At 58.4% G+C, this 13243-nt stretch carries 13 protein-coding genes and 1 other RNA gene; 9 read left to right on the forward strand and 5 right to left on the reverse strand.

The window, feature by feature from the left end:
* Window positions 1–23 precede the first annotated feature (23 nt).
* Complete coding sequence (locus CKROP_RS10635) at window positions 24–1025, forward strand: hypothetical protein (protein WP_012731325.1); 1002 nt, start codon at window positions 24–26, stop codon at window positions 1023–1025.
* Window positions 1019–1972 (forward strand): CobD/CbiB family cobalamin biosynthesis protein, encoded by a 954-nt coding sequence (locus CKROP_RS03335; RefSeq protein WP_012731326.1) that lies wholly within the window; start codon window positions 1019–1021, stop codon window positions 1970–1972. Before CKROP_RS10635 ends, CKROP_RS03335 begins: the two co-directional genes overlap by 7 nt.
* Window positions 1973–1989: 17 nt before the next feature.
* On the opposite strand, the gene CKROP_RS03340 is transcribed toward CKROP_RS03335, so the two are convergent.
* Window positions 1990–3111, reverse strand: coding sequence for an SURF1 family cytochrome oxidase biogenesis protein (locus tag CKROP_RS03340; protein ID WP_012731327.1), 1122 nt, complete (start codon window positions 3109–3111; stop codon window positions 1990–1992).
* Between the two features lie 2 nt (window positions 3112–3113).
* The gene (locus tag CKROP_RS03345) at window positions 3114–3611 is read right to left on the reverse strand and encodes a low molecular weight protein-tyrosine-phosphatase (protein ID WP_012731328.1); all 498 of its coding nucleotides are present in this window, start codon (window positions 3609–3611) and stop codon (window positions 3114–3116) included.
* A gap of 13 nt (window positions 3612–3624) precedes the next feature.
* Here CKROP_RS03345 and CKROP_RS03350 point away from each other — a divergent pair, with 13 nt between their 5' ends.
* From CKROP_RS03350 to rnpB, 5 genes are all read left to right on the forward strand, one after another.
* Window positions 3625–4989 (forward strand): pyridoxal phosphate-dependent aminotransferase, encoded by a 1365-nt coding sequence (locus tag CKROP_RS03350; RefSeq protein WP_237698439.1) that lies wholly within the window; start codon window positions 3625–3627, stop codon window positions 4987–4989.
* Between the two features lie 72 nt (window positions 4990–5061).
* A complete protein-coding gene (locus CKROP_RS03355) occupies window positions 5062–6180 on the forward strand; it encodes a Nif3-like dinuclear metal center hexameric protein (protein ID WP_012731330.1) in 1119 nt (372 codons plus the stop codon).
* Between the two features lie 157 nt (window positions 6181–6337).
* On the forward strand, window positions 6338–7087 hold the full coding sequence (locus tag CKROP_RS10640; RefSeq protein ID WP_012731331.1) for a zinc ribbon domain-containing protein: 750 nt from the start codon (window positions 6338–6340) through the stop codon (window positions 7085–7087).
* Window positions 7087–7764, forward strand: coding sequence for a histidine phosphatase family protein (locus CKROP_RS03365; protein WP_012731332.1), 678 nt, complete (start codon window positions 7087–7089; stop codon window positions 7762–7764). Before CKROP_RS10640 ends, CKROP_RS03365 begins: the two co-directional genes overlap by 1 nt.
* A gap of 11 nt (window positions 7765–7775) precedes the next feature.
* Window positions 7776–8231: RNase P RNA component class A (gene rnpB, locus CKROP_RS11000), an RNA gene on the forward strand.
* A gap of 36 nt (window positions 8232–8267) precedes the next feature.
* Here rnpB and CKROP_RS03370 read toward each other — a convergent pair.
* On the reverse strand, window positions 8268–9578 hold the full coding sequence (locus CKROP_RS03370) for a hypothetical protein (protein ID WP_012731333.1): 1311 nt from the start codon (window positions 9576–9578) through the stop codon (window positions 8268–8270).
* Window positions 9579–9775: 197 nt separating this feature from the next.
* Here CKROP_RS03370 and CKROP_RS03375 point away from each other — a divergent pair, with 197 nt between their 5' ends.
* A complete protein-coding gene (locus CKROP_RS03375) occupies window positions 9776–9967 on the forward strand; it encodes a hypothetical protein (RefSeq protein WP_012731334.1) in 192 nt (63 codons plus the stop codon).
* Between the two features lie 7 nt (window positions 9968–9974).
* Here the strand turns inward: CKROP_RS03375 and CKROP_RS03380 are convergent, their stop codons facing one another.
* Together CKROP_RS03380 and panB are read right to left on the reverse strand one after the other, a co-directional pair.
* Window positions 9975–10718 (reverse strand): CYTH domain-containing protein, encoded by a 744-nt coding sequence (locus tag CKROP_RS03380; protein WP_012731335.1) that lies wholly within the window; start codon window positions 10716–10718, stop codon window positions 9975–9977.
* A gap of 28 nt (window positions 10719–10746) precedes the next feature.
* A complete protein-coding gene (gene panB / locus CKROP_RS03385; RefSeq protein WP_012731336.1) occupies window positions 10747–11604 on the reverse strand; it encodes a 3-methyl-2-oxobutanoate hydroxymethyltransferase in 858 nt (285 codons plus the stop codon).
* Window positions 11605–11894: 290 nt separating this feature from the next.
* Here panB and glnA point away from each other — a divergent pair, with 290 nt between their 5' ends.
* Window positions 11895–13232, forward strand: a complete 1338-nt coding sequence (gene glnA / locus CKROP_RS03390; protein WP_041628779.1) for a type I glutamate--ammonia ligase — start codon at window positions 11895–11897, stop codon at window positions 13230–13232.
* The last annotated feature ends 11 nt before the right edge of the window (window positions 13233–13243 follow it).

Here is a 13243-nt window from a genome sequence, read left to right on the forward strand (position 1 = left end):
GACAGCCCACCAAGGATGAAACGATGAGTGGAAACAATCAATGGAACGGCGGAAACGATCAATGGGGTGCTGACGGTGGTGCACCGAACCAGCAGGCTCCTCAACAGGTTCCCCAGCAGGTTCCCGACCAGCCGAAAAAACGCTCACGTGCCATCCCCATTTTGTGGACCATTCTGGCATTGGTTGTGATCGCCGCGGTCGTCGTTATTGCGGTGCAATTCATTAATAACCGTGCTAGCAACAATACGTCTGCCGACGGTGGTGCGGTGTCGTCAGAAGCTACGACCTCGCCGGCTGAAGATAGCCAAGAAACTAGCTCTACAGAAGAGGCTGACGATGGCGACAATAAGAGTGGCCCCTCTGTGAGCGAGCGGTGCACCATTGGTTACATGCACGAAACCGGTGTCGTTCCCGCGGAGCTTGATGATGTTGAAAGGTGTGACGGCACATGGGCGGGAGCAATTCAGCACGGTTCGGATTGGCTGATCCCTCTTCATTGGACGGGGTCCAAATGGGAGGAATATTACCCCGATGAAGATAATATTTATTCACCAATAGGTGGCCGATGCTACAGCGATGAAAGAATGCAGCGCGATGGTGTTCCGGAAGATACGCAACGCATGTTTGGCCGGTGTACTCCTGCATCAGAAGCGAAAAAGCACCCGAACAATAACAACAGCGACGGAACCATCACCTCGGTGTCGGTTAACGGAAGCACCCGATCCATCCGCAATGTCACCTGTGACGGTGATTATGTCTTGATCGTGCAATCTGTCATTGATCAACCGGGTGGGGACACGAAAGGTAAGTTGCGGTCAGCGTTGGCGAGCAACTCCGATGCTTATTACACCTACCCGGGTGCCTGCCCGTCGTTGCGGAAGAAGGATTCCAACGGCAACCTGGTCTATCCCGTGTTAGTCGATTACGGGAACGATCTCGATGCTGTCTGCGAGGCCGCTTCCAGGACAAGCGGTGCTTTCCCTCGTCGGCTCAACAATGACGATAGTTATTCGTCGCCATGCTAGGCCGTAGTGCGCATCGGTTCCTCCGCCTCACTCCGGAACAATATGGGCTAGTCGGGGGCTTTCTTGCCGACGCTATCGTCGGAGACCCGGCGTCCTATCACCCCGTGGCATTATTTGGGCGCGCAGCCCAAGCACTGGAAAAGCGGATTTATGCCGATTCGCGGTCCCGTGGTGTTGCGTTCGAAGCGTTGTCAGTCGGTATCCCCGTACTTGTCACCACAGCGCTCGCCGGCCCTCGTCGCACCACACGGCACGCGGTTGTGCTTGGCGTCGTCACATTCTTTAGCCTCGGCGGGACAAGCCTGGCCCGGACAGGTGGCCGAGTTGCCTCGGCATTAGAGCAGTACCAATCCGGCATGACTACTATCGACGAGCCACGCCAGTGGGTTCCGTGGCTGTGTTCGCGCGATCCGAACTCGCTCGATGCCGATGGCATTGCTCGCGCTGCGGTCGAGTCCCTGGCCGAAAATACGTCCGATGCCAGCGTCGGAACCCTGATCTGGGGAGCGCTGGCGGGAGCTCCCGGAGTTGTGGCGCACCGTTGCATTAACACCCTCGACGCGATGGTGGGCTACAAGAGCGACCGATACATGAATTTCGGGTGGGCCGCTGCCAAGCTGGATGATCTGGCAAATTGGCCGGTCGCGCGGGTGACGGCACTCACTCACTCCGCCGTTGGTGGGCGACGGTCGATCAAGGCGTGTCGGAAACAAAACCATCCCAGCCCTAATGCGGGAGTTGTGGAATCCACCGCCGCGGGTGCTTTAGGCGTGCAATTGGGTGGCGCCACGCAGTACTCCTACGGAGTTGAAATGCGCCCAATCATGGGGGAGGGGCCTGCACCAACTATTGCCGACGTCAGACGGGCGGTCACGCTGTCACGCGGTGTTCAATACGCGGCCTTGGGGATCGCGCTTGTTCTTCAGCGGTGCATGGATCGGCGATAACGAGAACCAGTCTCCAACTAGAACCGCTCTTCGTCCTTCTTAAAACGCTGAGCGAAAGCGTTACGGCGTTTAGTTCCCCCGTAGCGGTTGTCGTACAAATCCTGCTGATACGTCGGCTCCGATTGTGAGTCGCGTCCAGCGGTCTCCTCGTCGGCGCGCGATGGTTTGTCCTGGCTTTGCCGGTCTGAGGGCACGCGTTCCGACGATGCTCCTAAGCGCTCCTCGGAATCTCCTCGCTTAACGGAGTCAGCATCCTCGCCGGAAATCGCCGCATTCTCTCCAGCATCCCGATCATCGTCAGCTGCCTCGTCGGCAATCATGTCATCGGAGGTGACGTCTTCGTCGCCCAGTGCACCGTATTCTTGCTCTTCTTCGCGGGTTTTGCGGCGTTCCCGAATCTCAGCCCACGCAAAATATCCCAGCCCCAGAGGAGCTAAAATCCCGAACGTTATCCACTGGATGCCGTACGACAGGTAGGGGCCAGAATCCAGCTGCGGAAGCGGAATAGCATTAAGCGTCCCAGGTTGGTTGTCCTCCAGCTGGACATACCCCTTAACAAAATGTTCCTGGGGGATCTCTTTCTTGTACCAGGATGACGATAGGTTCGTGATCTCGGTGTAACCATCGTCATGGGTCGTTTTCGGCTCTTCAGGGGCGGGCTCGTCCAAACGAACATAGCCTTGGATCGTCACTTTTCCGCTGGGTGGCGGAGCAAATGACGGAATCCGGCTTCCGGACTCAGGCCTCACATAGCCGCGGTTCACCATGATGACCGTGCCATCGTCGGCACGGAACGGGGTCAGAATCTGGTACGCGGCATCGGAATTGACCGGGCGGTTGCGCAGCACCAGTTCCTCGTCGGCAAGAAAAGAACCTTGAAGTTTGACGCGCTTCCACTCGTTCGATTCGTCGATGGTACCGGCCGGTGCCGACGCCGTCTTCGTGATGACCTTCGACAGAGGTACGGGGTCCGCATGGAACGCTTTTTCCAACCTGTGATTGGTCGCCTGCGTCCGTGAATTTTTTCCGAGTTGCCACGGCGCTAGGACTGTGAACGCCACATAGGCGAACGCGATCACCAGGATTGCGGTAATTACCCATCCTGGTTTGAGGAATGTTCGCCAACCCCGTTGAGCCATTCTTATCGGTCCGATCGATCCTCTAATTCACGTGTCACCCACGACAATAGCCCCGGCAGCGCGGCCTCGATGGAGTGATAAACGTCAGTGAAATCCTCTTTCGTTCCGTAGTAGGGATCCTGCAGTGGTTCATGGCGTCCACCAGCGGGATCGAAGGAGCGAAGGAAACGGATCTTGTGCGACGGGACACCATCGTTCCGGAGGGCACGTCGATGCCCGTCGTCCATGACGATGAACAGATTCGCGTCGGCAAATTGCGGACCATATTGTTTTGCGCGATGCTTAGTCCCATCGAGCCCATGCTCACGGAGGGTTTCGACGGCACGATTGTCGGCGCCTTGTCCCACATGCCAGCCGCCAAGCCCGCACGATTCCACGCGCACTTGGCTGAGGAGTCCTTCGCGCTCGAGGGCATCACGCGCCATCACGTCAGCCATTGCCGAACGGCAAATGTTACCCGTGCATACGAAGACAATTTTTAAGGTTTCGGTACCTGTCACAGGTGATCCTTTCGTGGTGGTGTTGACGCCAACAATGGGGATATCCACGGTGCAGGCAGAGCCTATTGCCGACGCGACTATCTATCGTAGTGGTGGCGTGGGACTCGCTGAAGTGCGGCATGGGATGAGCAGCGATTGGATGGGCTGTGATTGGGATAAGCCGCGATTGGGATGGGGGCCGTGGCCCGTGGGTACTGTGTTCACTGTGAATGACGTGATGAAGATTCATGGGGATCAAGCCGCGCGGGGGGCGGACCTTGATTTCGCAGTGAATGTTCGGCACCCTGCGCCCCCGACGTGGCTGCAGGAGGCGCTGGCGCATCGCTTGGGTGATCTCGGCGCGTATCCGTGGGAAGAACAGGAAACGCGCGAGGCTATCGCCGATTTTCATGGGTGTGATCCGTCGGAAATCATGCTTCTTAATGGTGTGGCTGAGGGCTTTTCCTTGCTTCCCCAGATTTTTGGTGGAGGCCGAACTACGGCCGCGGGAGGTGCCGCTTGCCGACGGGGGGATGGTCTTCGGGCGGCTGTTCTGCATCCTTCCTTTACTGAGCCCGATCTTGCGTTGACCAGCGCTAATATCCCGGTCACGCGTGTTATTCGGTGGTCTCTTACCGACGAAGACTGGCCCGGCGTGATTCCTGACGACGCGAACCTCGTGGTGATTGGAAATCCGACGAATCCGACAGGTGTTCTTCACCGCCGGGAGGATATTGAGCGGGCGCTGAAACCGGGACGGATCGTTCTGGTGGATGAGGCGTTCATTGATATGGCCACGTCAGGGCCTATTGATGACGCTGATGCTACTGATGGTGTGCGTTCTGAGCGCCAGTCTGAGAACGAGGGTGAGTGCCCCGAGTCGCTTGTGCCACATCGGCCGGCCGGGGTAGTGGTGGCCCGATCGTTGACGAAGACATTTTCGGTGGCGGGGCTGCGGTGCGGATATTTCGTCGGTGATGCAGACGTGATTGAGAGACTTAGTCACGGACGTCCGCCGTGGGCGGTGGGAACGTTGGCATTGGAAGCGATGCGTCAAGCGGTCAGTTCCCGCGGCATCGAGTGGTCCCGACACGATAAAGAAGAGATGGTGCGCAACCGGGTGGCGATGGTGGAGGCCTTGACCGCGGCTTGCTGGAATGTGTATCCCTCCGCAGCGCCATTTATGCTGGCCATTCCCCCGGAACGGTATGGCCCGGCATCGCCGGAATCAACGCGTCGTCTGACTCAGGAACTCGCTGCACGAGGCATCGCGGTCCGGCGTACGGACACGTTCCCCGGACTTGATGGCACCGCACTCCGGCTAGCTGTGCGGCCTCCGCGTGACGTGGAACAGCTCATTGACGCTGTTCAGCACATTCAAAGTAGCCGTCGGGCATAGCCACGTGGCCGTCGCGCACCCACAAAGCGTTATTGCCCTAGTCGTGTCCTAGCCTCATGCCACAATAGGGCTATGACTACAGTCGCTGATATTCGTCAGACCATGGATGCCGCATTTCCCCCGGCCCTGGCAGAAGAGTGGGATCGCGTGGGCCTCATTTGCGGAGATCCGTCCGCGAATGTTTCCCGAGTCGCCGTCGCGTTAGAGGCCACGGATGCCGTCGTCGATCACGCCATCGACCAGGGCGCGGACATGCTGATTGTCCACCACCCTTTGTTGTTGAGGGGCACTCATTCCGTGGCGACGGATGATCCAAAGGGTCGGTTACTCCACCGGTTGATTAAAAACGACTGCGCGTTATTTGCCGCCCACACCAATGCCGACGCTGCTCAGGGCGGCGTCAATGATATCTTGGCAGACCTCCTGGGTGTGACAGAGACAAAGCCGCTCAACCCCATTAAGTCGACGCTGCACAAGTGGGGTGTAATGGTCCCCGTCGACCATGTTGAGAAGGTGAAGGACGCGGTATTCGCCGTGGGGGCGGGCAAGATCGGCCAGTACTCCCATTGCAGTTTCGAGACCGAGGGTAAAGGCCAGTTTTTGCCGGAGGACGGTTCCCACCCGGCGTTAGGTAGCGTCGGCAAGATAGAGCATGCCACCGAGGTAAGAGTGGAATTCGTTGCTCGTCCAAACCTCGACGACGACATTATCGACGCTATTGCCCGCGCTCATCCGTATGAGGAACCCGCTTTTGATTGCGTCACCATGAGCGGTGGCGTGATCGGCGGGATTGGTCGCGTCGGGAAACTCGCTAGCCCAACGATGCTCAAGGAGTTCACTCAGCGGGTTGCGGACGCGCTACCGGAAACCGTGGAGGGCATCAGAGCAGCTGGCGATCCCGATACGCGCATTGAAACAGTGGCGTTGTGCTCGGGAGCGGGTGACAGTTTCTTGGACCAAGCGCGGGCGGTGGGTGCTGATGTGTATGTGACTTCGGACCTCCGCCACCATCCGGCCGACGAGCACCTTCGTAGCGGAAAGCCTGTTTTGGTGGATACAGCGCACTGGGCCAGCGAGTTTCCGTGGTGTGCATCCGTCGCCACCATGATGCGTGAGCAGTTGGGTCTGCCCGCCGAAGTGATTGAGGTGAGGACGGACCCTTGGACAGTCCACGCCACCAAGAAGCGGTAGGACGAGTCCGAATGACCCAACGGCCTGCCGAGATGTGCGGCATCAAGTGCCACACGGACGGCCGGTTTGCTGGTTTACTAGAGATCAGTGTTCTAGAGATATAACTGCTAGTGCTGGCGCACCAGGCGCTTCAACCGTCACGATGGAGGAGGACAGCATGAAATGCTCAGTGCGGGATCAAAAGAGGCTTCTTGATATCTCCCGGCTCCATAACGACATTGAGGTTCTGGAAGCGCGGGCCGTCAACCTGCCAGAAAAACAGCGGCTTGACGAAGTTTTGAGGCAGAAAGCCCTCGCTCGGTCTCGTACTGTTGCGGCATCGGTCACGCTCTCAGAGATGGATGCTGAATTATTCAAGCTCAATAGTGATATTGCCAAGCTTCGTCGTCGAGAGGCCGATGATCGTCAACGGCTCACTGTGACCTCAGACCGTGAACGACGACGCGACCTTAACCACGACATTAACGCTGCCCAACGGATCCGAGCACGGCTGGAATCTCGACGCGACGACGTCGAAACCCAGCGTGACCAGCACCTCAAAAGCCCTGATGGGCAGGACCAGCCACCGGAAACAATTGACTCAGGTGATTCCGTTGCGGCTGCTCGTCGCGCATTGGATGACTCGATCATGGCGGTGCAGCGGCGGATAGACGAAAAGCACCGAAAAGTTCAGGTTATTAAAAACGAATTGCCCGACGAGATCGTCGAGGCCTACGACATACAGCGTGAGGATCACGGAGTCGGAGCCGCTCAGCTGATAGACCGCGTGTGCCAGGGGTGCCACATGTCGCTGGATAATGCCACGTTAACGGCATTTCGCAAGGCCCCCGCCGACGAACTCCTCCAATGCCCGGAGTGCAATACATACCTCATTCGGTACAACCCTGAACTGGAAGGAGCGGTCTGATGGCTGCCTGGCTACCGGGATCATCCGAGACACAGCGCTGCCGGTTAGTGTTGCTCCGTCATGGGCAAACGCCGTACTCCTCACAAGGTAAGTACGCGGGTCGCGCCGACATCCCTCTTACCGACGAAGGACACCGCCAGGCACGTCGAGCTGGCCGATGGCTACGCGACGCCGACTTAACCGCCGCGGTGACATCGCCTGCGTTACGTTGCCGTCAAACCCTTGATGACCTCACAGAAGAGTTGGATCCCGGGTCGGAGCAGCCTGCGGACTTGCCCGTCGACGTCGTTGATAACTTCATCGAACTCGATTTTGGTGAGTGGGATGGGCGGACGTTCAAAGACGTTCATGATCACTTTGGCGAGACTCAAGAAAAGTGGTTCACCGATTGGACGATGCCCGTACCCGGAGGAGAAAGTGTTCAGGCCGTAGATCAGCGGGTTCACCGGGCGGTGACGGAACTCGTTGACCAGCACTGGGGAGACAACCTGCTGCTCGTTAGCCATGTGACCCCCATCAAGTCGGTTCTGCGCCGAGCTTTGTGTGCCGACTCTGACTTCTTTGTTCGGCTTCACCTGGATACGTCGTCAATCAGTATCGTCGATTTCTATAGCGACGGTCCCATTTGTGTGCAGGCCATCAATTCCACCGCGCACCTTGTTGATGGGGTAGAGTGAAGCCTCGCGATTGAGCCGGCCGGGTAATCGCGGGGGCGGAATCGACAGCACAGCGAGTCTCTGCTTGCAGAGACGGTGCCTGATGCTGCGCAGACCGTCGTCGAGGAAAGTCCGGACTCCACAGAGCACGGATGTTGCTAACAGCAACCCAGGGCGACCTGAGGGCACGTGCAACAGAAAGTAGACCGCCTGCAGACGCAATATCTGCAGGTAAGGGTGAAAGGGTGCGGTAAGAGCGCACCAGCACTGCAGGTGACTGTGGTGGCTAGGTAAACCCTTCCGGGAGCAAGGCATGATGGCGCACCAGTATGGTGCGCCGGCGCGGGCGTTTGAGGGCTGCTCGTCCAAGTCCGCGGGTAAGCCGCGTGAGGCTGCCAGCGATGGCAGCCCAAGATAGATGATTACCTCCCATGCCAGGGGAGACCCCGCATGGCAGACAAAATCCGGCTTATAGGCCGGCTCATTCGCTATCTGTATGTGTGGGGGGGCTGTGGCTTTGTTGGCTACGTGAGTGGGAGCTGTATGTGTGCCGGCTCGGCGAAAGATAGTTCCGTGACTGTTATTCCACCGTGTCGTGGGCCTTCGCTCCGTGGCCCGTCGCTCCGCATTTCGTCGCCAGTTTGTGGTTGAGGCCCGTCGTGCTCTGGCTTCACCAACGCGAGTACCGACGTGGACGCGCCGGGAACAGGTCGTGTAGCAACAATCCTCTGACCAGGGATCTCACTGAGAAAACCAGAAGCAGCCGGCGTCGCAATGCCTCTCAGTATTCGCCGCTGCGTGGGCGTTGCAGCAGAAACCAGCTCGATAAGTTCGTGGCCTGACGTCGTGAGCGTCGAGGCCACCCGGGTCGTGCGTCGCGATTTCACGTCCATCGCCGCGTGGCGCGCACGTGAACTATCCCGCCCGCATAACTGCAGCCACTGGCGCGTCTCCAACACGGATGGATAGTCCGGCTGCTGTTCATCAGCAGTCGTGTCGCGCCGGGAAATATCAAGCCACTCCAGGACACGCTGCGGAGCAGAGGGCAAGTCCCGTAGCGTTTCGACGCCGAAGGTGGAACATGCGCGCCACAAGAAAGCGTCGTTACGCTGGGCTTTCGAGGTCCAGGCCTGGATGTGGTCGAGGTCCTCGTCGGTAGGCGTAGCAGAGAGCATCACTGGATGGAGAGGCTCCCGTTCGTCAGAAAAAGGCAGCGCGGTGACGGCGTCGTCGAACTGTGTGAGATGAGTGAGCGTCCCGGGCTGACTACGGAAAATGACTGACGGCCGCCACCAGCATGTGGGGGCGTGCGCGGACTGTCGGAGTGCCTTTGCCGTGAGCGTGGCCAGTGTGGGTGGGCACGGTGGATCATCCTTGCCGGATAGCGCCGTCGCTAGTGCCATGGTTATCGCGGCGGTGACTGCAGCGTGTTCCCCGAAACCTTCGCGGGGTGGAATAGAGGACATGATCGTCACGTAGAGGAGAGTCGACCGTCGAAGCCCACTTTGCTGATGTGCCACAGTATCCAGCACAGTGCGCACCACGTCGTCAGCGTCGGCAATGGGGTAAGGACCGGCCGAATGAATACCGAAGGACATACCGTTTTGAGATGTGTTTAGCTGATCGTGGTTGCCCTGTGGTGTAGTCGTTGTGAGACTGATCGCGACCTGAACCGACGGCTCGATCGTCTGCGCGATTGTGGTTCCACCAATGGGCGCGGCATATTCGCCCAGCCACGCCAGTGTTCCGGGTGCAGAAACAATCCATGTCGGATCAACACCCCATGCCCGAGTATGCGCATCGGTAAGCGAAGCAGGGGAGGGTGAACCGGACATGAAATCCTTTCTGCTGAGAGGCTTTCGATTGAAAGACTGAGGCCTACGAATATTGAGGCCTACGAACAATGGTAGGTAGATATTGGTCTACCGCGGGCGAGGTAGACGAGAGTGAAATAAACTTGTTATGCGCCTGTGAAAAAATTGCGATTTTTACGCGGTGACGGTTTTCACATACTTCAGGAAGGGCACTTGTTATGGCCACCGATGATCAAAAGTGGTACTTCAATTCAGAAACTAAGGAAGTTTCGCAGGGGAAGAAGTCGAGCTGGTTCAACCGCATGGGCCCGTATGACTCCAAAGAAGAAGCCGAGCACGCGCTTGAGCGAGCTCATGAGCGCAATCAAGAGGCCGACGAAGCCGATGAAGAGTGGGACGACGAGGACTAACCGACGACTAGTCGGGCATGGTATCGCCCATAGCCATGATGAGCTTGGACGGACTCGACGATTTCTTCGCTCCCGCTGCTAGAGCGTGCTGAGAGAGTCGGTCCAAAAAGTCATCAGCAAAGCCACGAGCATCGCGCTGGGCGTCGCCATCGTGGTGATCGTCGAGGATCTCGGGGCTGAGTTCAATTTCCCATTCCCGCCAGTGCTGGGCTTGTCCACCGTCGAGGAGCCCGCGCGATGAGACGTGGTCGTCGCAGAATTCAGCTCCCTTGTATGAGGTAGCGCTTCCGACTGATTCAGCACCTCCGTGCGAGCTGGGGGAGTCCACCATCACATCGGTCACGTGCCGCTCGTTGTCAACTTGTGCGATGGCGATAAAGTCCGCCGAGCTATCGTCTACCGGTGCAGCAGGCAGTGCCTCATGAAGTGCCTCAAGTAGCGTGCGAGGCGGATGAACATGGTGGGGGTCCGTTGCGTCCCCCGCGTCCAATGGGGCATGGACTTCGCGACGCCCGCGCGTCCCCTGAAGTTTGAGATGCCATCCTTCGTCGGGGCCCCCGCTGCGACGTCGCAACGTGATCTTATTCCTGGTCAACTGGAGGTCAGGTGTGTCGTAATACGTCGCCGAGAGCGTAAACCGCTGTTCAGCCCCAACCCCAGCGACTCCCTCCACCGCGGAAAAATCAGGCACCGGGGTGGCGTCGTCCACGGCAAATTTAACTTCGACTTCCAGCTGATCAGTAGAACTCATGACGCCAAGTGTAGGTGCGTGCCGCCGTTTAAGCCTTCGGGTTGTCCGAGAATGCGTGGTCAGCGTCGGGGAAAGTGCCTTCGGCTACCCGGTCCCGGTACCGCCGGGCAGCGTCGCGCAGTTCCTGGCCAATCTGCCCGAATTCCTCGACAAAAGACGGTGTGCGACGCCCCGCCGGCATCGCCGCCATATCCTGCCAGACGAGTATTTGGCCGTCCGTTCCAGCGCCGGCACCAATACCGATCGTGGGGATGGGAAGCTCCTCCGTGATCTCCCGGGCAATCTCCTTCGGCACCATTTCAAGAACGACGGCCGACGCGCCAGCCTCACACACCGCTTTGGCATCACGGCTAAGCTGCTCAGCTCCGCTGCCACGCCCTTGCACCCGGAAACCACCCAGCGATGACACCGACTGAGGTGTAAACCCAATATGTGCCATCACGGCAATTCCGGCCTGAGTAATCGCCCGAATACGTGGCGCGATTCGCTCGCCGCCCTCGATTTTCACCATGTCTGCACCAGAGCCATGAACCATCCGCACAGCATTAGCGATGGCGTACTCATCCGATTGCTCGTAGGCGCCGAAAGGAAGGTCCGCGACAACAAGCGCGTGGGGAGCGCCCCTGACCACAGCACCCGCCAGAGGGATGAGTTCCTCCATCGTGATCGCCGTCGTCGATGAATACCCATAAACGACGTTGGCCGCGGAATCACCGACCAGAAGCACCGGGATGTCGGCGTCGTCAAAAATGCGAGCCGTCGTGAAGTCATAGGCAGTCAGCATTGCCCAACGCTTGCTCTCGCGCTTGAATTGATCGAGGTGATGAATCCGAGTCTTCCGCCTCGGCTTTTCTGACTGTTGCGGAGCGTCGGGGTGGGCAGACATGGGCTGGTTCCTCTCTCAACTGAACAGGGATTGTCTCGGGGTTTCTCTGGGTATTTCTATCGGCGTGATTACCGGATGCGCCAGGGTTGGGGGTTTACCCCCACGCATCAAACATAATCGACACCAGCACGCGACGAGCCGATTCGCCGCGTTCATACGCTTCTGGCCGGGCCCTGATGCGGGTTGCTGGCACCCTGAATACCTGCTCATCGCGTACAAGACGGGACCCATATACACGCGCTCTCTGGCTAACACGCGCCCATGTCCCACCCACCGACTACCCTGTAGGTATGAATCGGCAACAAGAATTTGTCCTCCGAACCCTTGACGAACGCGACATCCGCTTTGTGCGCCTCTGGTTCACCGATGTACAGGGATACTTAAAATCCGTGGCCATCGCCCCCGCCGAACTCGAAGGCGCATTCGCCGAAGGCATCGGATTCGACGGGTCAGCCATCGAGGGCTTCTCCCGCGTGTCAGAGTCCGACACCATCGCCCGCCCAGACCCATCCACATTCCAAATGCTGCCTTTCCCGCACGACGGCCAACTCGCGTCCGCGCGGATGTTCTGCGATATCACCCTGCCGGATGGTCAACCCTCCTACGCTGACCCCCGCCAAGTCTTGCGTCGGCAATTAAACAGAGCTGCCGACGATGGATTTACCTCCTACGTCCACCCCGAAATTGAGTTCTTCCTCGTCAGAAGCCTCATGACGGAAGGCAAAGAACCTATCCCGACCGATAATGGCGGATACTTTGACCAGGCCGTCCACGACGAAGCTCCAGGGTTCCGCCGGGATGCCATCACGGCCCTCGAGTCGATGGGCATATCCGTCGAGTTTTCGCATCATGAAAACGCGCCGGGCCAGCAGGAAATCGACCTCCGCTATGACGATGTGTTGTCGATGGCGGACAACATTATGACTTTCCGTTTCCTCATTAAGCAGGTCGCTTTACAAAGCGGGGTGCGGGCGACGTTCATGCCGAAACCGTTTGCGAATAGAGCGGGCTCCGCTATGCACACCCACATGTCCCTCTTTGAAGGCGACACCAATGCATTCCATGATCCCGATGACGAATTCAACTTGTCGGCTACCGCGCGGTCTTTCGTCGCCGGAATCTTGGAGCACGCCAACGAAATTTCGGCCGTGACGAACCAGTGGGTCAACTCGTACAAGCGCGTGGTCTTCGGGGATGAAGCGCCGACGTCGGCAACGTGGGGCCTGTCTAACCGATCAGCTTTGGTTCGTGTACCCCGATACACCTCGACAAAAGCCTCGTCACGTCGTGTCGAGGTCAGAAGCCCTGACTGCGCATGTAACCCCTACCTGGCATTTTCGGTGCTCCTGGCAGCGGGATTGAAAGGCGTGCGCGAAGGATACGAGCTCCCTCCCCAGGCTGAGGACGATATATCGTCCTTGACGCGCAGAGAACGTCGCGCGCTCGGATACCGGGACCTTCCGACGTCGCTAGAAGAAGCGCTACGCGAAATGGAGCGTTCAGAACTTGTTGCGGACACCCTCGGTGAGCACGTCTTCGAGTATTTCCTCCGCAACAAATGGCAAGAATGGCATGATTACCAAAGCCAGGTCACGCCATGGGAGTTGGACACCACGCTGGACTACTAAAGCCAGGTCTG

It is taken from the genome of Corynebacterium kroppenstedtii DSM 44385, assembly GCF_000023145.1.
Lineage (GTDB): Bacteria > Actinomycetota > Actinomycetes > Mycobacteriales > Mycobacteriaceae > Corynebacterium > Corynebacterium kroppenstedtii.

What these genes read in the sequence shown, in the direction of transcription:
- CKROP_RS10635 (WP_012731325.1), top strand. Translation starts at nt 24, where the DNA reads ATGAGTGGAAACAATCAATGGAACGGCGGAAACGATCAATGGGGTGCT.
- CKROP_RS03335 (WP_012731326.1), top strand. Translation starts at nt 1,019, where the DNA reads ATGCTAGGCCGTAGTGCGCATCGGTTCCTCCGCCTCACTCCGGAACAA.
- CKROP_RS03340 (WP_012731327.1), bottom strand. Translation starts at nt 3,111, where the DNA reads ATGGCTCAACGGGGTTGGCGAACATTCCTCAAACCAGGATGGGTAATT.
- CKROP_RS03355 (WP_012731330.1), top strand. Translation starts at nt 5,062, where the DNA reads ATGACTACAGTCGCTGATATTCGTCAGACCATGGATGCCGCATTTCCC.
- CKROP_RS10640 (WP_012731331.1), top strand. Translation starts at nt 6,338, where the DNA reads ATGAAATGCTCAGTGCGGGATCAAAAGAGGCTTCTTGATATCTCCCGG.
- CKROP_RS03365 (WP_012731332.1), top strand. Translation starts at nt 7,087, where the DNA reads ATGGCTGCCTGGCTACCGGGATCATCCGAGACACAGCGCTGCCGGTTA.
- CKROP_RS03370 (WP_012731333.1), bottom strand. Translation starts at nt 9,578, where the DNA reads ATGTCCGGTTCACCCTCCCCTGCTTCGCTTACCGATGCGCATACTCGG.
- CKROP_RS03375 (WP_012731334.1), top strand. Translation starts at nt 9,776, where the DNA reads ATGGCCACCGATGATCAAAAGTGGTACTTCAATTCAGAAACTAAGGAA.
- CKROP_RS03380 (WP_012731335.1), bottom strand. Translation starts at nt 10,718, where the DNA reads ATGAGTTCTACTGATCAGCTGGAAGTCGAAGTTAAATTTGCCGTGGAC.
- panB (WP_012731336.1), bottom strand. Translation starts at nt 11,604, where the DNA reads ATGTCTGCCCACCCCGACGCTCCGCAACAGTCAGAAAAGCCGAGGCGG.
- glnA (WP_041628779.1), top strand. Translation starts at nt 11,895, where the DNA reads ATGAATCGGCAACAAGAATTTGTCCTCCGAACCCTTGACGAACGCGAC.